This is a genomic window from Hafnia sp. HMSC23F03, from assembly GCF_001816025.1.
Taxonomy (GTDB): domain Bacteria; phylum Pseudomonadota; class Gammaproteobacteria; order Enterobacterales; family Enterobacteriaceae; genus Hafnia; species Hafnia paralvei.
In genome coordinates this window covers 215394-235175 of record NZ_KV824230.1, presented here as the reverse complement: position 1 = coordinate 235175, position 19782 = coordinate 215394, and the positions used below count along the sequence as shown (strand labels likewise).

Sequence of the window (19782 nt, the reverse complement as noted above, 5' to 3'; positions counted from 1 at the left end):
GTTTTCAAGACCGCTGCCTTAAACCACTCAGCCATCCTTCCAATGGGGGCAGATATTAACGGCCTTCCCAGTGGCTGTCCAGCGCTAAAATAAAAATTTTATTCAACTGCGCAGTAAATAGCCACGATGAACTTTCTTTAATCAGATATCGCTATTTATTAATCAGTTAGGCCTCTAGCATCTCTATTTTTCATGCAATAATATTCTGCTCAGCACGTCGAGTTATTTCTGTTCCGCTACCGCTTTTAGGTTTTTTTATGACTAATCCCGCAAAAATACTGGTTAGCACCTGCTTAATGGGCTTCCCTGTGCGTTATAACGGCAGTGCGAAACCATTTATGCCACCAACGCTGCTACGCTGGCAGCAAGAAGATCGTTTGATACTCTGCTGCCCTGAAGTCAGCGCAGGCTTCCCAACGCCGCGATTGAGCGCTGAAATTCGCCACTCACCGCTCGGAGAGCAAGTCGTCGTCGAATCTGATAATAATGACGTTACTGCGGGCTATCTGGCCGGCGCCCGCATCGCCCTACAACTGGCATTAAAACACCAGTGCCGTTTTGCCCTACTCACCGACGGCAGCCCTTCTTGTGGTAGCTCGCTTATTTATGATGGCAGTTTCAGCGGTAAAAAAATCTCGGGGATGGGATTAACGGCGGAGCTATTACGAAAAAATGGAATTGCCGTTTTTAGCGAGTCTGAATTTTCCGCTCTAGAAACCGCAGTCACTTTGGCTGATGAGCAAACGGCCCGCTAGCAGGCCGTTTATTGGAGACAGAAAGCGCTATTACAATTTCTTGCTCAGGCGGTAATCCAAGGAGTAACGCCCTGCTCCCGTCACAATCAGCAGCAAAAGGCCACCAATAATACTGATGTTCTTATAGAAGTTGATTTCGTTAAGCACCATATCCATGCCACTCAGCCTCCAGAATGGGTGGCCAATGATGGATGTCCCGAGCACATAGAGTGCGAAGATGGCGGCAATAGGCCGTGTCCACAGTCCTAATATCAAAGCTAAACCAAAGAAGAACTCAATCACCACCGCAACAATAGCGGCAATATAAGGTAACGGAGCGCCATAACCCTGCATTGCCGAAACAGCGAGTGCGAAATGGGTTAATTTCCACCATCCAAATATAATGAACAGCAGCATCAGCAATATCCTAGCCAGCAATATAAGCGAGTCTTTCATACCGTCACTCATTTTTAACTCCTTAATCAGCAAAAATGGGACTGCTATCATCCTCTGTTAATTCTAGGACATAATCGGATTTATGACGGCGGATTTATCGCATTAACAGCAAGCCATCTTTCATACAGAAAGTGGCCTGCATCTGAGGATTAAATTAGATAGGTGCGTGGAAGGTTGTCACGATTTCTAAAATGCCATTGATAATAAACTGCACGCCCATGCAGACTAATAAAAATCCCATCAGGCGAGAAATAGCTTCAATGCCCCCCTTGCCCACCAGTTTCATAATCGCGCCAGAACTGCGTAAGCATCCCCACAGAATGATGCTAACGGACAGAAACACCAGCACCGGAGCCACCATCAACACCCAATCAGGAAAATCAGCGCCGTGTTTAATGGTGGACGCAGAGCTAATAATCATCGCTATGGTGCCGGGTCCCGCCGTACTGGGCATCGCGAGCGGAACAAAGGCAATATTTGCCGTTGGGTGTCTGTCTAACTCTTCGCTTTTGCTTTCAACCTCTGGTTGATCCTCTATCTTTTGCTGAGGAAACAGCATTCTAAAACCGATAAAAGCGACAATTAATCCCCCTGCAATCCGCAAGCCTGGGATAGATATTCCAAAGGTGTTCATCACAACTTGGCCAGCATAAAAGGCGACCATCATAATGGCAAACACATAGACCGAAGCCATTAACGACTGGCGGTTTCGTTCCTCACGGTTCATATTTCCAGCGAGGCCGAGAAATAACGCCACCGTCGTCAACGGATTAGCCAGCGGTAATATCACAACCAATCCTAGCCCTATGGCCTTAAATAATTCAATCATTATGCATCACATCCTTGGTGCGAATGGGGAGTTATCTGTCAATTGAAGCTATCGAGTATAGGCAATAAGCTCAAATGAAACCATCCACATAATAATATTCATTTTTTACCCTTACTTTTATCTAGCTCATTGCGTATCTGTGCATGGCTAATTAATGCAAAAATGAAGGTTCCGCCGATGATATTTCCGATCAAGGTCGGCACGGCAAAGGGATAAATGAATTCCTGCCAGTGAAGATGACCGGAAAATACCAAATAGAGAATTTCTACCGAGCCCACAACAATATGGGTCAGATCGCCGATGGCAACCAAATAGGTCATGATAACAATCACCCAGATTTTCGCGGCTCCCGCGGAGGGAAACATCCATACCATGGTGGCAATAATCCAACCGGATACCACGGCGTTGGCAAACATTTCAGTCGGCGAGTTTTCCATCACCTTCTGACTGATGCTGACAAAAGCCTCGCGCGTTTGCACGTCAAATACTGGCAAATGCCAGAAGATAAACGCAACTAAACCCGTGCCTATCAGGTTCCCGAGCAATACAAGCCCCCACAACCGCATCAGTAAAAGAAAGTTGGTTCGATTCGGCTTATTCATAACAGGCAGTACCGCGGTCAGCGTATTTTCCGTAAATAACTGCTGGCGAGCCATAATCACGATAATAAACCCCAACGTATAGCCGAAGTTTTCTAGTAAAAATGCGCCCGGTACGCCATCCAGTTTGACATGGAAAATACCCTTCGCCATCAGCGAAGCTCCCATCGAAAGCCCTGCGGCAACAGCAGACCAGAGCAGTGCCCAAACATCACGCTCTAGCTCCTTGGTACCTTCCATACGGATAATTTCATGCACTGCCGCAGCGCGTGATGGAAGGCGATCTTCGTCGGTATTAATCTCTTTACCCTGCTTCTCTTCATCGTTATCAACCTTCAATTCGCTTTCTGGCTTTTCATCAACAATGCGATCTTTATGAGGCTCATCATTCATTCTGCATCTCTCCGTTGGTTTCAATAATAAGCGTAGACCCTGATTCCGCTCATTTCAGATGCAGATAGCTAAACTTGCATTAATTGATTGAAAAACATGCTAGATGAATTGGATGACTCAGAATATAATGTGATCAATGTCACATTATACTGTTGAATGAGGATCGCGTTGCATGGGTACTGTTATGACCGGGCTGATCGTCGCCCGTTGGGAAATCATGAGTACTTTCATGATGTTTGTGGCCAGCTCATTGAACATCAAGTTTCGTAAGAAAGGCCACAGTGTGGTTGCTTTTGCCTTCAGCGGCATCGGGTTTGCCACGGCATGTTGGTTGGTGATGACACTCACTGGCGCGACAATCAACACCGATGGAATGAGCCACTTTTGGGCCGTAGCGAAAGACGTATTCGTTGACGTCATGAGCCAACCATCCGCCTATAGCATGATGTAATGACCCGCCTTATTGCAGGGCACGCCCGTGTTCATCACCGACGTGTCCTGCACCATCAATCTTGAATTGTCATCCATAGAATCAGAGCTCACTGCGCGGTAAAGCAACCGCGACAGAAAGCGATGCTTTCAGCATTTTCATCGCTGTATTCCAACGGCTTGAACTATGATGGGCAACAGCATATTTTGCGACGGACTGTGCAATTTTAACTCTCTTCGCGTTCATAGTCAGACTCTCCTCAAAGACGACATCACCTTGCCGTTATTAAGAAAAAGCCTATACCTTTCTCATTCAAGCTGTGTTTATCAATTGTAAACTTATGCCATAAACTATATCCAAAGGTTCGAGTGTTGCCCGCAGCAGAAATAAAAAGGGGCCGCAAGCGGCCCCTAGACAGAAGATGAAAACCTTAATCCAATTTAGGATGTTGGTCGATTAGACGCTGTTTCTTGCGTTCCAATTCTTCAATCTGCTCGTTAATATCTTCAACCTTTTGCTCGATGTTGTCATAAGTCTCTTGTAACAACTCTTTCGCTTCAGCACGGTCAGAAGCTGCTGGCGTTGCACCTCTAAGAGGCTTATTCGCCGTTTCTTTCATAAACAGGCCCGTTGCCAATCCGATTAACGCCACAACCATCAAATAATAGGCTGGCATATACAGGTTGTTGGTTGTTTCAACCAACCAAGCCGCAATAGTCGGTGTCAGACCCGCAATGAGTACCGAAATATTAAACGAAATCGCTAGCGCACTGTATCGAATATGCGTGGGGAACATTGCCGGTAGCGTAGACGCCATCACACCTGTAAACGCATTCAGCAATATAGCTAATATCAACAGCCCCAAGAAAATCAAACCGATGATATCGCTGTTGATGAGTTTGAAACATGGGATGGCTAATAACAGTAAACCAATGCTACCAAAGATAATAAATGGCTTACGGCCAAAGCGGTCACTCATTAATCCCATAACCGGCTGAACAAACAGCATACCAATCATAATCGCGATGATGATCAACACGCCGTGGTCTTCTGAATAATGCAGGTTATGCGACAAATAGCTCGGCATGTACGTCAGCAACATGTAATACGTTACGTTGGTTGAGATCACCAAACCGACACAGGTCAACAAACTTTTCCAATGCTGAGCAAGAATGGTTTTAAATGAAGTCTTAGGCGGATTTTGAATCGCATTGCGATCGTCCTGCTCCATTTTATCTACATGCTGTTGGAACGCTGGCGTTTCTTCTAATGCATGGCGTAAATAAAGACCAATCAAACCTAACGGTGCAGCAATAAAGAATGGAATACGCCATCCCCAATCAAGGAAATCTTGCTCACCAACAATGCTAGAAATAAGTACCACTACGCCGGCACCCAAAACGAAGCCCGCAATGGAACCAAAGTCTAACCAGCTCCCCATAAATCCGCGTTTTCTATCTGGAGAATATTCAGCAACAAAGATTGCTGCTCCTGAATACTCACCACCGACCGAAAAGCCTTGGGCTAATTTAGCCAACAGCAGCAAAATGGGAGCCCAGATCCCTATTGATGCATAAGACGGAATGAGACCGATACAGAACGTACTCACCGCCATGATAATAATAGTGACAGAGAGAACTTTTTGGCGGCCAAATTTATCCCCCAATGCACCGAAGAATACTCCGCCTAAGGGACGAATAAGGAATGGAACAGAGAACGTAGCCAGCGCTGCGATCATCTGAATACCTGGATCGGCTCCGGGGAAGAATACTTGACCCAGTGCATAGGCGACAAACCCGTAAACACCAAAGTCGAACCATTCCATTGCATTACCCAACGCTGCCGCGGTAATGGCTTTTTTTAACTTCTCATCATCAATAATTGTAATGTCGTTAATATGTAGCGGCTTTGCCTGCTTTCTTCTTAATCTCATTATTATTTCCTTGCAAAATTTTGTGCCACACAGTGAATGCCTTCTCACCGTGCCTCACGATGGTCCGTTCCCTACCCGTCCTACTTCAAAATTGCTTACGTATTGGCTGCGCTCGTCCACCCAGCTAGCGATTTTTAGACGCTCATAGCCTAGCGACAACTCGAATTACTCAGGGTAAAGCCCCCAATGGGACACGACCTAAATCGCTGATGGTGCGTTTTCTGGCTGTCTCAGATAGGCAATCTCCGATCTGGTCAACCACGCCCCTAACAGCCCTTTTCTCCTTATTTAATCCTTCAAATAATGCCGTTTAACTATAACAATAATTCAACAAAACAGATCAAATGTCAAAATTTGTGATCTTAATCACTGAGTATGTAAAGTTTGTATAGGCTGAAAAATAAGCCGTTATCGGGTTGATAACGCGACGAAATTAACGTGACGTTACCGCATAGAATGGGCATTGAATGGTACTGACAACGCGTTTGGCGGGGAGAAAAGCACGTGCGGAAATAAAACAGAAATGATGAGGTATCATCCATGATACCTAAAAAATATTTATCTATTGTGACTCAGTTAAGGTGCCTCAATGACTATCGCAACGCGTCTATTTTCAGAACGTCCCTGCTTAGTGCTATTGCTAGCAATCGGATGACTTTCCCCCATTCCGCGCGTTGTAAGATTCATGCGCGGGATCCCGCCCTGAGAAAGTGCATCAGCCACAGTATTGGCACGTTTTAGCGATAGCTGTTGGTTGTAGCTTTCATCACCATAATTATCGGTAAAGCCATCTAGGCGCGCATGCAGAATATTGATTTGTGCAAGCGTCTTACCCATTTTTTTTACCGTTTCCGTGCTTTCTGGCGTCAGATTAGATTTGTTATTACCAAACAATACTTTCTCTGACAGCCCAAACATCCATCCTTCATCGGTTTGATGGAAACCTTGCTCTTTTAGGACTGCAATTTGTTCTGCGGTTAATCCACCTTTATGCTGACATCCCGCTAAAAATAGTACGGCTAAAATTATTCCTACCCATTTCCACTGAGTGTGTAATCTCACGTTCATTCCTCTTCCTATTTTTTTAATATCATCGTTACGAGAAGCTCCAACCACCGCCGTTATGCTTACTGTGATACATAGCGGCATCCGCTTTCTCTAATAATTCAGCTGGCGTACTCCCAGCATTTGAAAGCGTAAAACCTATGCTGAGTGATACAAATACCCCTTCACCATTAGGCAGATATATCGTGCGTCGCATTGCCTTGACGATTTTTTCAATGACCTGCATGACATCGTCCTTATCAACCACGTGACGCAATAAAATTGAAAACTCATCACCGCCCATCCTGGCCACTAAGTCATTTTTACCTACCAGCGTTTTCAGACGTTCTGCAATCGTGGTTAGAACATGATCTCCGGCCGAATGTCCCCAAGTATCATTGACGGCTTTAAAACCATCACCATCAAGAAACATGACGCATATTTGTTCCTGCATCATGTTCATACTCTCTAGCATGCTCATAAAGTTTGAGCGATTTGGCAGCGACGTTAATGGGTCATGCAACGCTTTATAAGAAAGCTGATCGTTCTCGATCATCAAATCGGCATGTTGTAATTCCATCTCACGCAATAAGCTATTGAAGCCCCGACTCAGCTCATTGATTTCTGCAATTTGTGAAGGCCGCACCCTGATAGAAAACTCTCTCTTTTCTCGAGCCAAACGAGCCACATGGGCAATATTTTGTAGCTCATCGACAATTCCGGTATGCATCCGGCGCACTAACCAGAACGACAGCAAAGCGGTAATCACCAAACAGCTCAATAAGCCAAGCAATAAATTGCTCAAGAATTTAACCATCGTGGCACCGCCTGCGGTCAACGTAACATAGCCCACCACTTCATTCTCACTCACAACAGGTTGAACAACCATTTTTGGCAATAGCCAATTTCGAATCGGGTCATCAAGCGTCAAACGCATGCTGGTAGGCGAAGTCCAGCTTGCGAGCAACTCCTTCTTTTGATCGTAAATCCTCGCCTCATAGACTTGTTCTTTTTTAGCGATCAGCGTCAGCGCTTCCTGAGCAGCCGGTTTATCGCCAAATACCACGGCAGCCGCGCTGGTATAGCTAATCGTGGCGGCCACCAGTTGCAAGTTATGTTCAGCGTATGACTTCAGCGTGAAGACAGAAAGTACTGACAGCGGTATCCCCGCCATTAGCAGAGTAATAGCGATAATCATTAAATGAATACGCTGAAACATACTACGTAACGTTGGACGAGATTTAGGCATGTTCACGTTTGAGAAAAAGGTGAATCTCATCCGATTACCCTTTTCTCTTAGCTAAAAGCAGCACATTAGGATTCACTTGAACGTTACTACGCGCCAGAATATCCAAATTGAGATCAAATGCGACCCCCGAATTATCTATGCGCAAACAGAACGCGCTTCCTCTAATGCATTCCTTATTATCTTCTGCAATTGTTAGAATACTTTTACCTTGCATACTTTGAATGATCAGTTCTTGGTCATCTGGTTTTATATTTCCGAAGTACACCGCATCACATTGTTCCAGCAGCTTTGTGGGTGAAAAATCGACGATTTTCGCCTCTACGTGTCTGCTTGGTAACGTAATTGTACTCTCAGTCAACAAGCGCGCATAACGCGCAGGCGGGACGATACAAAGCTTTATAGGATCTGGAGAGTTCGCCCAACGGGTATAACGAAGCATTCCTATCACGACCTTTGCGACATCTTGCTCTTTGATGGTCAGAGTTTCCGGCGCATCTTGAATTTCATCTACCGCCAAACCGTTAGCGGTGTACATCATGAGAACCAACGTCAGGGTTGGCGCAAATAGCAACCGGCTAAAGCAGTGAGAAAGTTTTGCACGGATTGAAGGTAATATCATGAACCAAGGAACCCTACGCTAACGGCCTCTATTTTCATTAGGTTGCACATAATTATTACTCCGTTAACATCCGCCAGCATAATGAAAACATTAAGCACAAAAAAAGTATACAAACAAACTATAAGATTTTTCTTACTCGTTGTGTTTCCGCATAAATTTCTTCGCTATTTTTATTAAGTCCGGCATAAACCTCAATAAGATTGTTCCATTTGTCGGGATAACATGCACTGCACGGACGGATAAATATATTAAAATGTGAGCAAACTCTAATAGATGGGGTATCGGCAACTATCGGATTTTCTTTAATAAACGTCAACAGGCATCTAACTTTTAGTTAGCTCGCAAATTAACCGGCCTTGCTAGAAGCTCAATATGTAAACAAGCAGGCTGTTTTTGAGGATGTAATAACACATAGAATACGTGGGTATTGTTCACGAAATAGGCCGCCTCTTCGGCGGCCTTTCTTTCATCTCAATGTCTTTTGTTCATTTCCATGACTTCATCGAGTTTTGGATACAGCCTCTGGTCGCGAAACTTTGCAGGAGAAGTATTAAAGTGAGCTCTAAATACACGACTAAATGTTTGCTGTGAGCTAAAACCGTATTTAAGTGCAATATCAATAATAGGGAGTTCGCTTGCGCAAAGCAGCGTAGCGGCCTCATGTAAGCGACGTTTGCGAACATATTCCGCAATAGAAAGTCCCTTTTTTTGCTTGAACTCACGCTGCAAATACCACTTCGAATATCCACTTTTCGCTGCTATTGCATCAACTTTAATGGCCTCACTCAGCTGAAGCTGTCCTTCTAGCCACTGGATGAGATCGCTGACAATTACCTCTGACATTTTTAACCTCTTCTTTGAATATCAGCTACCTAGCTGATACCCATTATTTCTTTAGCCAAATTCATGGTCTGTTCCGCTTTAGCAACCTTTACCGGCACGCCATACATGCGCTCGAGCCCCGAAACGAGATGATCCGCCGTTTCTCCTGATGCACTTAAAACAATCCCTCGGCACCGCTGAGAGAAATCATTACGATGAATTCTCAACCACTTGGCAATAATCGTTCGTGCATCACGAGCACTCTCCCCATCAGCAGCAGAAGACTCATTTGGTTGAGCTGACACATTGACCTCAGGGTATATCAGTACAAACGGGCGATTTTGCGCAAGCAAACGTTCGGTCTGAGCGACCCAATCGTTGCCTGAAAAACACATAAATTCTGCGCTGACGTTAACCCATGGCCAATCGCTCAGATCATACAGCTGTCTATTTTTATTGCTCATGTCTTTTACCTTTATATGAGTTGGTACCGATATGCTTAGGTAAGACATGCTCACATTGCTTTAAAGATATTCTGATTTTCCGGTTGGAAAACATCCCCTTCAAGTATGCGCATATTGTAAAGGTCTGCGCTTTTTATCTGGTGCATTTCGTGCTGACCAATCATGCGATTTCACATCCGAAGCACAAATTAACGCTAAAAATAGAGTCACCTATAGAATAAAACACCAAGAGGGCAATGAACAGATATGGTATGATGGAGACTACTATAAGAGGTGGTATGTATGGCCTTAATGACTAAGGTTCTCGATATATTTAAAAGTAAGCAGGCGTTTGTTATCTGTCAGGAATGTCATCATAAAGGCCGTTTTGATGAGTTCAAGATTGAAGATAGCATAATGATGCATTGCCCACATTGTCACTACAGTTTTAATCGAAAACGTCACAAACTCTCTTCGATTTAATAACCCGCTTTACGTTTTTTCAATTTGATCGTGTGTCTCCCCCTTTGGGGGTGTTACCGAGTGAAACTACGCATCTAATGCGTTAATAATGCAATAAAACTTATCTGCTGTTGAAGTGAGATTGAACTTACCTTGTTAGAATGCCCTAAGGAATTTTTTACAATCCTTATGCGGGGTTATTGTGCGTTTCTTACTCAACACCATGACAGGACTCGTAATATTGCTTTTAGCTATATGGACTGCATTAATCTTTGATTTCAACGATATCAATAAACTTCCCGCCCATTTATTCCATCATTTAGAATCGTTTTTCAGCCGTTGATTCTTGCCTTATACTCACCAAGCGATGGTTCAACGGGTATGTCCCACAGCGTTTAATATCACTGTTTATAAGGATTTATGATGTCCCCCGTTTTCATCACCTACGGAGCTTTGGCGTTTGCTATTATCTGCGAAGTTATTGCAACGTCCATTCTTCCTCATACTAAAGAGTTCACGCGACCGGGGCTCACGCTTGTGATGGCTCTGCTCTATGCCACAGCTTTTTATATGCTTTCGATTGCAACACGTACGATGCCTATCGGAATTGCCTATGCTATCTGGAGTTGTCTGGGGATCGTATTGATTGCGGGTGCTAACTATGTGCTATTCAAACAGACTCTTGATTTCCCTGCCATGCTTGGGCTCGTGTTTATTATCGCTGGCGTGTTAATCATTAATTTATTCTCTCGCTCTGTTTCACATTAAAACTCAAGCAACTGGTGAACAGAATCATATCAAACATAAGTCGCCTTTCTCTAAAGGCGCACTAAAATCCATTTTTGCATTGTCTAAAACCCACGCATTCTCTTGTTTTTTTGGTCTCATGCGATTAATGTATTTTTCACATAAAAATACATTTTTTATCTATCATATTTTATTCAATGATACTTATATTAATAGTATTAATATACTATCTAATGAGATGAATAGTCGTGAGACGGGCCAGTTCCGAGCGTCAAGAACATCCCCATTCATACTGAATCAATCAATCGAACTGGTGCGGACAACAAATGAAGAATATGAATGACAAGCAGATCCTCAAACGTGTCAGAGGCGTCGACCTTAACTTATTTACTGTTTTTGAAGCTATTTTTAACTGCAAAAGTGTTAGCTTAGCAGCAAAGATGCTAAACATATCTCCCTCTGCTGTTAGCCAGTCATTGCAAAAAATACGTAATCATTATGATGACATCCTATTCATTCGTCAGGGAAATATTCTACAACCTACGATAGTTTGTTTAAATTTACACGACCAATTAGCTGAAATTATGCGTTTGGTTGATGTATCTTTGAATACAATCAATGATCCCACTAAGAAAAAAAAGTTTATTATCTACGCGTCGCATTACGTCGCATCTCACTACCTGCCTAAACTCATTCATGCACTTGAGCGTCAAGCTCCCAATATCGAAATTATGCACTACACCTTGACGGAAGAGATGAAAGTGGACGAATTGCTAATCAATCGTCAGGCTGACCTGATCTTTGATATTCATCCAACCACTAGCCATTCCGTTATTTCTATCCCCTTTTCATCTGAGCCGCTCTCTTTAGTGTGCAGCGCTAATCACCCACGGTTGAAAGGCAAAGTGGATTTCAGTGAACTCAGTGCAGAACGGTTTTGTGGCTTGCACTCGGCAATCCCTTATATCATGCGCCGTCAGGTTGAGTTTTCAAAAATACTTGAAGGCCGAAACTTTATCTTCTCCAGCGATTCCGTTATGGCACTTCTCAGTATTATTGAAAACACGGAGTCAATCGGTATTATGCCTTCTAGCCTATTAGCTGAAAGTAGCGGAGCCAAAATCCAAGCTATCGACGCCGGCCTACACCTTGAGCCCGTTACGTTCTACTTCTTATACAACAAGCACTCCGCACACTCGCCAGGGTTTAGCCAGTTTTTAACTCTCGTTAATCAACTCAGTACAGCTTCCAGTAAATGACTGACATCACTGACTTCGCGTCGAGATTTGTCAGCCATAAATCTGAAACTTTATGCCAGACGAAATACCGAAATGGCCTGTTTTAAGGCATCAGCCTGATGTCCTTGCTGCTGGGCGACTCTCACGGTCTCTGCCACATGGTTAACATTTTCCTGCACGCTGGCATCGATACTTGCAATACTGGTATGCATTTGAGAAATACTGGCTCGCTGCTGAACACTCATGGCCGATAACTCATCTACCAACTGCGCCAAGCGGCCAATAGCCCCCATCACTTCCTGCATCGTTTCCCCTGCCACCGCCACTTGGCTCGACCCTTTCTGAGTACAGTCCACCGATACAGCAATCAATTGCCGTATCTCTTTGGCTGCATTTTCACAGCTCAGCGCTAGCATTCTGACTTCCGTCGCCACGACGGAGAATCCTTTACCATGCTCGCCTGCACGAGCCGCCTCTACCGAGGCATTTAGCGAAAGAATATTGGTTTGAAAGGCAATGCCATCGATGATCTCCAGAATATTGCCAATGCGCAGAGACTCATCTCTGATCTGTGCCATCGTGTGGATAGCCGAGGTGATACTCTCGCCGCCGCGAACAGCCACCATTGTGGCTTTCGCTGAGAGTTCCTGTGCCAACAACGCTTTTTCACTGGTGTGTGCAGCAACAGACGTTAGCTGTTCCATTGCGCTCGCCACCACGGCAAGAGCCGATGCTTGCTCTTCCGTACGCTGTGACAACGCGGAGTTTTGTTTCATCAGGCTTTCTGAACCACCCTGCACCATTGAAATTCCACGACTCACCTGCCCCAGGGTATGACGCATGGTGTTCAACGTTGTACTAAACGTTCGCGCAAAAGGTGAATGGTTTACAGGTTCCTCACTATCGAGCGTTAAACAGCCTGACTCGCGATTAATATGCGCGGCTAACTGAGCGACTTCACTCGCAGAGCGCGCATCACGCGCCATATTCACCGCAATAAAAATCAGCATTGCGGTTTGCGCCACCACAAATAAAGCGTGAAAAATCACCATGTGTAGCCCTGGATGCATAAAGCATACAATGCCGTAGAGGTCATTTTCCTGTAGGTAGTTAAACAATAGATGGTGAACCGCCGCCGTCGCTGCGCCCATCAGTAAAGGGCGATAATCGCGGTATGCCAACAGCGCGGAAAGTAGCACAAACACCGAGAAGTGGAATTCTGTCTCCCCTTCGCCTAGTTGGATCAGTAAGGCGGCAAAAGCGAGCAGGATGAAGGCAAAAAATAAGCGAGTGATCAATTTGCCGGGAAAAAGAAATTTTATTAACGATGAGCTAAAGGCCAACGTGCCGCCCACGATGAGGGCAGTAGTCAAATGGTCGTAATACCAGCCCACACCCGCCGAGATGACAAATAGGCCCCACACCAAAAAAAACATCAGCAAATCGGCCTGCCTGTAAATCTGTTCGAGTGAAACCATCTCTGAGGGCTCACTTCTGCTATGCAAAATCGTCACTGTCGCCATTATTTCATCCACACTGTCTGTGAGTAGAATTGCTGATTCTGGAAGCTACTTTCTAATCAAGAGTAGATGCTTTTAACGGCAGCGGAGAAAAAAATTATTGTCTGTTTTCCCTGTAGAATGAGTCGCTAAGGCTATTTGCGCGTTGAGAAATAAACGGCCAATACTCCTATCTTATGTGTGCCTTTGCCTTTACGTCTTTGCCCACTAGGCGAACGGCTAAAATTTCTTTCACTGACTATCGCTAACGTAAACTAACGGGCGGCGCTATCCTTCTCATTACATCCAAAGAGGGAATTATTTCCATGAAACTATTCACAGCACAGTTGCAAGACGTACAAAAAATCCTTCCGCTTTACCTTGGTTACAGAGCATTTTATCAGGTCGATGAATCCGCCGAAAAAGCTGAAAAATTTCTCACGGAGAGAATGAGAAATCATGAGTCAATCATCTATTTTGTGGAAAAAGACGGTGTCCCCGTGGGATTCGCTCAGCTATATCCGCTGTTCTGCTCGTTGGAGATGAAACGCATTTGGCTGTTGTACGATCTGTTTGTCGCGCCAGAAGCCAGAAAAGAAGGTGTGGCTCAGATGCTGTTAGCACGAGCAGACCAGCTTGCAACCGAAACCGACTCTGCTTTTATCATGCTGAGTACCGCAACGGACAATGTGCGAGCTCAGGCGCTATACGAAAAAGAGGGGTACGTAAGGGATACACAGTTCTTTGTTTATAACAAAATGATGAGCTGATCGGCGGTGATGTCACTCGCCTGAAATGTTAAAGGCCACCTGATGGTGGCCTTCTAAGCAAATTCTCTATTTATCACGCGTTAGTTTCTCATCCTCGTCCGGTACTTCTATATGGTTGAAGCCAAACGCAATCGCTGCGAGCAGCCCCACTAAATATCCCACTAACCGACTACGAAAAATCTCTTTGAGTAGCCTCATCGCATCTCCGACTGTAAAACGGATCAAGATCATATCGCGTTTTTTTCGGTAAAAATGCTGGGGAACCTGCAAATATTAAGTTAATTCACTTTGTGAATAGTTTTTACGTCTACCCGTCTCCAATATCGAGATGAGGATACCGAGACATTTTCTGGCTTAATTCAGACGAGTAATCCTCTGGCGTAGAAAATCCACTAACCGCTGACAATCAGGAGAAAAAGGCTTGGATAATGTGCTTACAACACCAACATCCATATAGGTAACACAGTCATCGATTGTTCGACGCATAACCCGCAGCCCCTCCAGTGACCAAGGTCGATAAACGAGATCGGACAAAATCGTGACGCCTTTACCCTGAGCAACCAGACTGCGAATCGCCTCAAACGAATTGGTTCTAAATTGAATATCGGGCACACAGCCACGCGCCTGCCAATAGTCCTGAATCACTTCCGGATATTCATCTGTTATCAGCAGCAGAAATGGGCTTTTCTCAACATCGCTTAGATTAACAACGGATTGGCTCTGTAATGGATGTCCAATCGGCGTCCATAGTTTTCTGGGGGAACGGATAAAAGTTTCAATCTTCAGATCGTCATCATGCTTAATATTCGACGTCAACAACAGGCAAAAATCGAGGTAATTCTCCCGTAGCGCATTGACCAACACGGGTGATGTCGCCTCTTCAAAAATAATTTCCATCAACGGGAAACGGTTTTGGATATCGCTCAGAATCGTCGGTATCAGATATGCGGAGAGCGTTTCAGCCAGACCAATACGCACGGTGCCTGAAGCCAGCTCAGGCTGATTATGTAACTCCTCCAGCGCAGCGTGGCTGTCGGCAATAATTTTACGCGCATGACTAAGAAAACGTTCGCCAGCCGACGTTAAACTCACACCCTTTGGATGTCGTATAAATAACTGGCTATTGAGCGCATCTTCCAGATTACGCATCGACACCGTCATTGAGGACTGAGAGATATGACATCGGCTGGCCGCTTTGGATATCTGCAACATCTCAGCCAACGCAATGTAAAACTCAAGTTGCCTCAACGTAAAGTTCATAGTTTTAATCTATACCGATGGATGAAAACTTTATATTAGCATCCCATATGACATGAGCAGTAACCTTGTTTCAGTAATAAGTTAATCTCGTTATTGGAGCATTTATGCCTTATTTTTTACTCAGCCTAGCGGCCTGTTTTTGGGGCGGAAACTATGTCGTTGGACATCTATTAGTCGCCCATGCAGACCCCATCGTTCTATCTGCGGCACGCTGGATTTTTACCGCTTTATTATTGCTTGCGCTCTATTTTCGTCAGGTAAAAGCGCAGTGGCCAGCGATGAAAAAATCATTTGGCACCATTGCATTCCTTGCTCTTTGCGGGCAAGTGTTATTTCCTTTAACTCTCTATATCGGCCTGCAATATACTTCATCACTTAATGCCGCCATCTATTTATCTACCACACCTGCGATGGTATTACTGATAAATCGCTTTATTTTCAGAGAGCATATATCTGGCCGAAATATTGCCGGCGTAGCCTTAAGTTCGCTAGGCGTTATCTGGTTAATCTTACAGGGAGATATTGCTCACGCGGATATATTGAAAAAGCTCAACCGGGGAGATTTGTGGACCATGGGCTCTGCCATCAGTTGGGCTATTTATTGCGCATTCTTACGCATAAAACCTGTCGAGGTGAGAGGCAATGCTTTTGTAACCGTCAGCGCGGTATTAGGTGCTCTCGTTTTGATCCCTGTATTACTCGTCAGCATAGCGGAAAACGGTCTTCCCGATATGAGTGCTTATACTCAGCCAACGTTTTTAAGTGGGCTGATCTATCTGATCATCTTTCCTTCTTGGCTATCCTATTTGCTGTGGAATAAAGGCATTACCACTATCGGTGCAACGCGTGGGGAGATATTCTCACATCTGATACCGCTAAGCGGCGGCGTGTTTAGCCTGCTATTCCTGCATTCACCTCTACATGCCTATCATGGAGTGAGTGCCCTTTTCATCATTGGCGGGATCGCGCTATGTTCGCAGGCAAAGCATCCTTTGCCGAAGTTAGACAATCACGCTAGCACCACTGAACAATCTTGAGATCCGCACAAAGCCCTGTTCTGCGTCTTTTGCCTACGCAGAACAGAAACGATGTTCAACACACGAACATCCGTTAAAAACTCTCGACGGAGATCTTGTCATAGGTAATGAGACTTAACGATTTCACGCCAGACTGATGACCCTATTGCTCACCTTGATAACGCATTTTAATCTCTGACAGCGGATGGCTCATATTGTCATTATGGGCACCTTCAATTTTCGCGATAATGACTTGGTATCCCGCGATCCACTTACCGCTGAGCTCTTTAGCCTTCAGGTGCTCAACGTTTTTCATCAATGACTCCATTGCACTTCGGCTACTCCAGTAGTAATTATTGATCACTCGGCCATTTTGAGGATCGGTATAGGACTCCATGCCAATAAACCCCGGTGTAGCCTTCGTGAACGCCTCAATTTTTGCGTCCAGAGCATAAAACTCGTCGTCGTACTCTTTTTTATCAAAGATAAAACTCGTCAAAAACGTAGACATGTTGTCCCCTTCATATGAAGATTTAATTATTGCTACCAAGCCCAAAGCTAACTTGATGTTGTTCAATAGTGGCATCGAGCATCATACTTTTTAATCCATTAATCAACTTACCACCAGCCTCATATAATCTCGCTAACGGCATCGTTATCTAGGAGAACTCAGCATAAGAGGCAGTTGGCACCTTAAGTCGAAAAACACGGGTTACTTTTAGCGGTCATCATGAGCTAAACAATAATAGTTGTCATTACTCAAAGGGATCATGACGCAGTGTTAACTATTTAGACAAAAGTGATATTTAATTGGCTATATCGGATGCACCTAAGTTTACCTTAATGTTTAGTATATAAGATTATCCCATCCCGAGTCTGGCTAGAGTGGAAATCAAATGTCTAGATCAACGTTAATAGGTAGCTTTTGGCATTTCTTAGGTCTACATCAGAAGTTTTTTTTACGATGTTTGCACATAGCCATTGCAATTCTCGTTATCATTCAAATAATCAATAGCAATGGCATGGGGTTTACACCAACGCAGCAAGTTCGCACTGATCTATTGACTGAATTTTTCACGTGGATGCATATTGCTATCGGAATTACTTTACTATGTTTATGCGTCGCTCTGGTCGTCTATTGCTTAGCAACCCGAGGTTTTCGTTATTTCTATCCCTATCTGTGGGGCGATTTCATCCAAATTAGACGCGATCTAAAAACGATAACCCGTTTCAAACTGCCTGAAAGTGAACCTAGAGGTCTGGCTACCTGCGTACAGGGCTTAGGTCTAGGAGCCTTATCACTCGTCGTTATCTCAGGCTTTGCATGGTTTGTTTTATGGCGACTCAATTCAGCGTGGGCCGTAGATATGAAACATATCCATAAATCCCTTACAGGACTTATTGAGTTCTATATCGTCGCACATGGCTCAATGGGAATATTACACTTCATTATGTGGCGCTTTGGTAAGCAATAATTCGCTTCCACTAAGCCAACGTAGAGTGCTTACTACCCTATTTTATCACTATCAGGGGATTAACTAATGAGCCATAACAATAGGGAGATCGCTAAATCTCGTGGTATAGGCTGGCGAAAGCATACCTCGCTTCATCTGCCAGCCTTTTTGAATGCCTTGTCCGGCAAACCACACCCTTCCGCGACCTTTATTATTTATCTCGTCGAGAACTTTCATCAGCGCTTCACTATTTGGCTTGGGCCCCAACTCATCAAACAAGTTGAGTTGTAAGACGCCTTGATCATAAAAATCACCAAGTACGACCCCCGCTTTTTGATAGCGCTTACTAGGCTGCCAAATTTTCTCCAAACAGGTGAGCGCCTGCTTGACGATATCCCGCGTGTCATTGGTGGGCGTTTCGAGCTGGGCCGATGCTGAATTTCCGTAATAAGGATGCCGTTCAGCAAATGGTGAGGTTTTAATGAAGGCGCTCACATGCTTGCAAAATTGACTTTCTCCTCTGAGCTTTTCAGCGGCACGTTCTGCATAGCTACAGATGGCCTCTTTCATATCCTGATACTCTGTAATGTGATGACCAAAGCTGCGGCTGCATAGAATTTGTTGCTTCGCGGGAATCATCTCCTCAATACCTAAACATGATTCACCTCGTAGTTCACGCACCGTTCGCTCAAGAACTACGCTGTAATTACGTCGTACATAGGCTAAATCCATATCAGCCAATTTTAATGCCGTATCAACCCCTATTGTTCGCAGCGATTTAGATAACCGCCTGCCAACGCCCCAAACCGCCTCCACTGGCATAAGAGCCATCAACTTTCGCTGCCGCAGTTCGTGGGTCAAAACAACGACGCCACCGGTCTTCCCCCACTGTTTCGCCGCATGGTTAGCCAATTTCGCCAGCGTTTTGGTTGGGGCAATCCCTACCCCCACGGTGAGATGGGTTCCCCACCAAATTTGCTCTCGAATCTCACGCCCATAGCCTTCAAGGTCTCGGCAATGATTCACACCTCGCAGATCCAGAAATGCCTCATCGATCGAATACAATTCCACGTGCGGAGCCATCTCTTCAAGCAAGGACATAACCCGTCGGCTCATGTCACCATACAAAGCATAGTTGCTACTAAACACATGTACGCCGTGTTGCTCACATAGCTGGCGCAGTTTGAAGTATGGCGTCCCCATATTGATGCCGAGTTTTTTGGCCTCAACGGAACGAGCGATCACACAGCCATCATTATTCGATAGCACAACGATAGGCCGGCCACGTAAATCGGGACGAAACGCCGTCTCACAGCTGGCATAAAAACTATTGACGTCAACAAGAGCAAACACTACCGCGCCTCGTTAATTACAAATTTAACCACACCAAACGTTTCGAGATCCTCCCCTTCACGAAGCTCAATCGGTGGGTAAGCGGGATTTTCAGCCAAAAGCATCGTTCTAGGGTGCGTGACATAGCGTTTTACGGTGAACTCACCGCCAAGGCACGCAATGATAATGTCGTTGTGCTTAGGCCTGATACTCGAATCCACCAGCAATAGCGAGCCGTCAAAAATACCGATCCCTACCATCGAGTCTCCAGCAACACGAACAAAATAGGTCGCGGCAGGATGAGCAATCAGCAGCTCATTTAAATCAATAGGCTTATCGATGTAATCCGCGGCAGGGCTTGGAAAACCGGCGGGTACACGATCGTCGTAGAGAGGCAGTGTGACTACCTGCTGGGAAACGGCGGCTGGATAAAATTTCATAACGTCAAACCAA

23 protein-coding genes and 1 tRNA gene (1 of these 24 cut by a window edge) are annotated in these 19782 nt (G+C 44.8%); 7 read left to right on the top strand and 17 right to left on the bottom strand.

Annotated features, from left to right (window positions below; translation table 11 throughout):
• Positions 1-41, bottom strand: a tRNA-Ser gene (locus HMPREF3091_RS22670); it reaches 65 nt to the left of the window's first position.
• Between the two features lie 216 nt (positions 42-257).
• Between HMPREF3091_RS22670 and HMPREF3091_RS12245 the strand changes: the two genes are divergently transcribed.
• A complete protein-coding gene (locus HMPREF3091_RS12245) occupies positions 258-755 on the top strand; it encodes a 2-thiouracil desulfurase family protein (protein WP_070716137.1) in 498 nt (165 codons plus the stop codon).
• Between the two features lie 30 nt (positions 756-785).
• Here the strand turns inward: HMPREF3091_RS12245 and HMPREF3091_RS12240 are convergent, their stop codons facing one another.
• The 3 genes from HMPREF3091_RS12240 to HMPREF3091_RS12230 all read right to left on the bottom strand — a co-directional run bounded on the left by HMPREF3091_RS12240 (position 786) and on the right by HMPREF3091_RS12230 (position 3011).
• Entirely contained in the window at positions 786-1202 is a 417-nt protein-coding gene (locus HMPREF3091_RS12240; RefSeq protein WP_070716135.1) for a DoxX family protein, read from the bottom strand.
• 142 nt (positions 1203-1344) lie between these two features.
• Entirely contained in the window at positions 1345-2019 is a 675-nt protein-coding gene (locus HMPREF3091_RS12235) for a MarC family NAAT transporter (protein ID WP_004090030.1), read from the bottom strand.
• Between the two features lie 98 nt (positions 2020-2117).
• On the bottom strand, positions 2118-3011 hold the full coding sequence (locus HMPREF3091_RS12230) for a formate/nitrite transporter family protein (protein ID WP_070716133.1): 894 nt from the start codon (positions 3009-3011) through the stop codon (positions 2118-2120).
• Positions 3012-3183: 172 nt separating this feature from the next.
• Between HMPREF3091_RS12230 and HMPREF3091_RS12225 the strand changes: the two genes are divergently transcribed.
• Positions 3184-3462 (top strand): YjcB family protein, encoded by a 279-nt coding sequence (locus HMPREF3091_RS12225; protein WP_004090034.1) that lies wholly within the window; start codon positions 3184-3186, stop codon positions 3460-3462.
• An 81-nt stretch (positions 3463-3543) separates the two neighbouring features.
• Here the strand turns inward: HMPREF3091_RS12225 and HMPREF3091_RS22665 are convergent, their stop codons facing one another.
• The 7 genes from HMPREF3091_RS22665 to HMPREF3091_RS12195 form a co-directional block, all read right to left on the bottom strand.
• Positions 3544-3687, bottom strand: coding sequence for a hypothetical protein (locus tag HMPREF3091_RS22665; RefSeq protein ID WP_004090036.1), 144 nt, complete (start codon positions 3685-3687; stop codon positions 3544-3546).
• Positions 3688-3871: 184 nt separating this feature from the next.
• Entirely contained in the window at positions 3872-5374 is a 1503-nt protein-coding gene (gene proP / locus HMPREF3091_RS12220) for a glycine betaine/L-proline transporter ProP (protein ID WP_070716128.1), read from the bottom strand.
• 576 nt (positions 5375-5950) lie between these two features.
• The gene (locus HMPREF3091_RS12215) at positions 5951-6442 is read right to left on the bottom strand and encodes an outer membrane lipoprotein YfiB (protein ID WP_008813386.1); all 492 of its coding nucleotides are present in this window, start codon (positions 6440-6442) and stop codon (positions 5951-5953) included.
• Positions 6443-6470: 28 nt separating this feature from the next.
• Positions 6471-7697: a diguanylate cyclase DgcN/YfiN gene (locus HMPREF3091_RS12210; RefSeq protein WP_193763963.1), complete on the bottom strand. Its 1227-nt coding sequence runs from the start codon at positions 7695-7697 to the stop codon at positions 6471-6473.
• Positions 7698-7701: 4 nt separating this feature from the next.
• A complete protein-coding gene (locus HMPREF3091_RS12205) occupies positions 7702-8286 on the bottom strand; it encodes a regulatory sequestration protein YfiR (RefSeq protein WP_035502319.1) in 585 nt (194 codons plus the stop codon).
• A gap of 471 nt (positions 8287-8757) precedes the next feature.
• A complete protein-coding gene (locus HMPREF3091_RS12200; RefSeq protein WP_004090048.1) occupies positions 8758-9129 on the bottom strand; it encodes a helix-turn-helix domain-containing protein in 372 nt (123 codons plus the stop codon).
• Between the two features lie 29 nt (positions 9130-9158).
• On the bottom strand, positions 9159-9572 hold the full coding sequence (locus HMPREF3091_RS12195; RefSeq protein WP_227660241.1) for a hypothetical protein: 414 nt from the start codon (positions 9570-9572) through the stop codon (positions 9159-9161).
• 861 nt (positions 9573-10433) lie between these two features.
• Between HMPREF3091_RS12195 and HMPREF3091_RS12190 the strand changes: the two genes are divergently transcribed.
• The gene (locus HMPREF3091_RS12190) at positions 10434-10781 is read left to right on the top strand and encodes a DMT family transporter (RefSeq protein WP_004090058.1); all 348 of its coding nucleotides are present in this window, start codon (positions 10434-10436) and stop codon (positions 10779-10781) included.
• 305 nt (positions 10782-11086) lie between these two features.
• Positions 11087-12019 carry a LysR family transcriptional regulator gene (locus tag HMPREF3091_RS12185; protein WP_083321428.1) on the top strand — a complete coding sequence of 311 codons (933 nt, stop codon included), beginning with the start codon at positions 11087-11089 and terminating at the stop codon, positions 12017-12019.
• 50 nt (positions 12020-12069) lie between these two features.
• On the opposite strand, the gene HMPREF3091_RS12180 is transcribed toward HMPREF3091_RS12185, so the two are convergent.
• Complete coding sequence (locus tag HMPREF3091_RS12180) at positions 12070-13521, bottom strand: methyl-accepting chemotaxis protein (protein WP_070716123.1); 1452 nt, start codon at positions 13519-13521, stop codon at positions 12070-12072.
• Positions 13522-13823: 302 nt separating this feature from the next.
• Here HMPREF3091_RS12180 and HMPREF3091_RS12175 point away from each other — a divergent pair, with 302 nt between their 5' ends.
• On the top strand, positions 13824-14267 hold the full coding sequence (locus tag HMPREF3091_RS12175; RefSeq protein WP_070716121.1) for a GNAT family N-acetyltransferase: 444 nt from the start codon (positions 13824-13826) through the stop codon (positions 14265-14267).
• Positions 14268-14333: 66 nt separating this feature from the next.
• Here the strand turns inward: HMPREF3091_RS12175 and HMPREF3091_RS23005 are convergent, their stop codons facing one another.
• Both HMPREF3091_RS23005 and HMPREF3091_RS12170 read right to left on the bottom strand, forming a co-directional pair.
• Positions 14334-14465, bottom strand: coding sequence for a hypothetical protein (locus tag HMPREF3091_RS23005; protein WP_256385885.1), 132 nt, complete (start codon positions 14463-14465; stop codon positions 14334-14336).
• Positions 14466-14621: 156 nt separating this feature from the next.
• Positions 14622-15527: a LysR family transcriptional regulator gene (locus tag HMPREF3091_RS12170; protein ID WP_070716118.1), complete on the bottom strand. Its 906-nt coding sequence runs from the start codon at positions 15525-15527 to the stop codon at positions 14622-14624.
• A 104-nt stretch (positions 15528-15631) separates the two neighbouring features.
• Here HMPREF3091_RS12170 and HMPREF3091_RS12165 point away from each other — a divergent pair, with 104 nt between their 5' ends.
• Positions 15632-16564 carry a DMT family transporter gene (locus HMPREF3091_RS12165; protein ID WP_070716117.1) on the top strand — a complete coding sequence of 311 codons (933 nt, stop codon included), beginning with the start codon at positions 15632-15634 and terminating at the stop codon, positions 16562-16564.
• A gap of 142 nt (positions 16565-16706) precedes the next feature.
• On the opposite strand, the gene HMPREF3091_RS12160 is transcribed toward HMPREF3091_RS12165, so the two are convergent.
• Positions 16707-17054, bottom strand: coding sequence for an antibiotic biosynthesis monooxygenase family protein (locus HMPREF3091_RS12160; protein ID WP_070716114.1), 348 nt, complete (start codon positions 17052-17054; stop codon positions 16707-16709).
• A 385-nt stretch (positions 17055-17439) separates the two neighbouring features.
• Here HMPREF3091_RS12160 and HMPREF3091_RS12155 point away from each other — a divergent pair, with 385 nt between their 5' ends.
• A complete protein-coding gene (locus HMPREF3091_RS12155; RefSeq protein WP_070716112.1) occupies positions 17440-18018 on the top strand; it encodes a cytochrome b/b6 domain-containing protein in 579 nt (192 codons plus the stop codon).
• A gap of 63 nt (positions 18019-18081) precedes the next feature.
• On the opposite strand, the gene umuC is transcribed toward HMPREF3091_RS12155, so the two are convergent.
• A complete protein-coding gene (umuC, locus tag HMPREF3091_RS12150) occupies positions 18082-19350 on the bottom strand; it encodes a translesion error-prone DNA polymerase V subunit UmuC (protein ID WP_004090079.1) in 1269 nt (422 codons plus the stop codon).
• Positions 19350-19769 (bottom strand): translesion error-prone DNA polymerase V autoproteolytic subunit, encoded by a 420-nt coding sequence (umuD, locus tag HMPREF3091_RS12145; RefSeq protein WP_004090080.1) that lies wholly within the window; start codon positions 19767-19769, stop codon positions 19350-19352. Before umuD ends, umuC begins: the two co-directional genes overlap by 1 nt.
• Positions 19770-19782 lie beyond the last annotated feature (13 nt).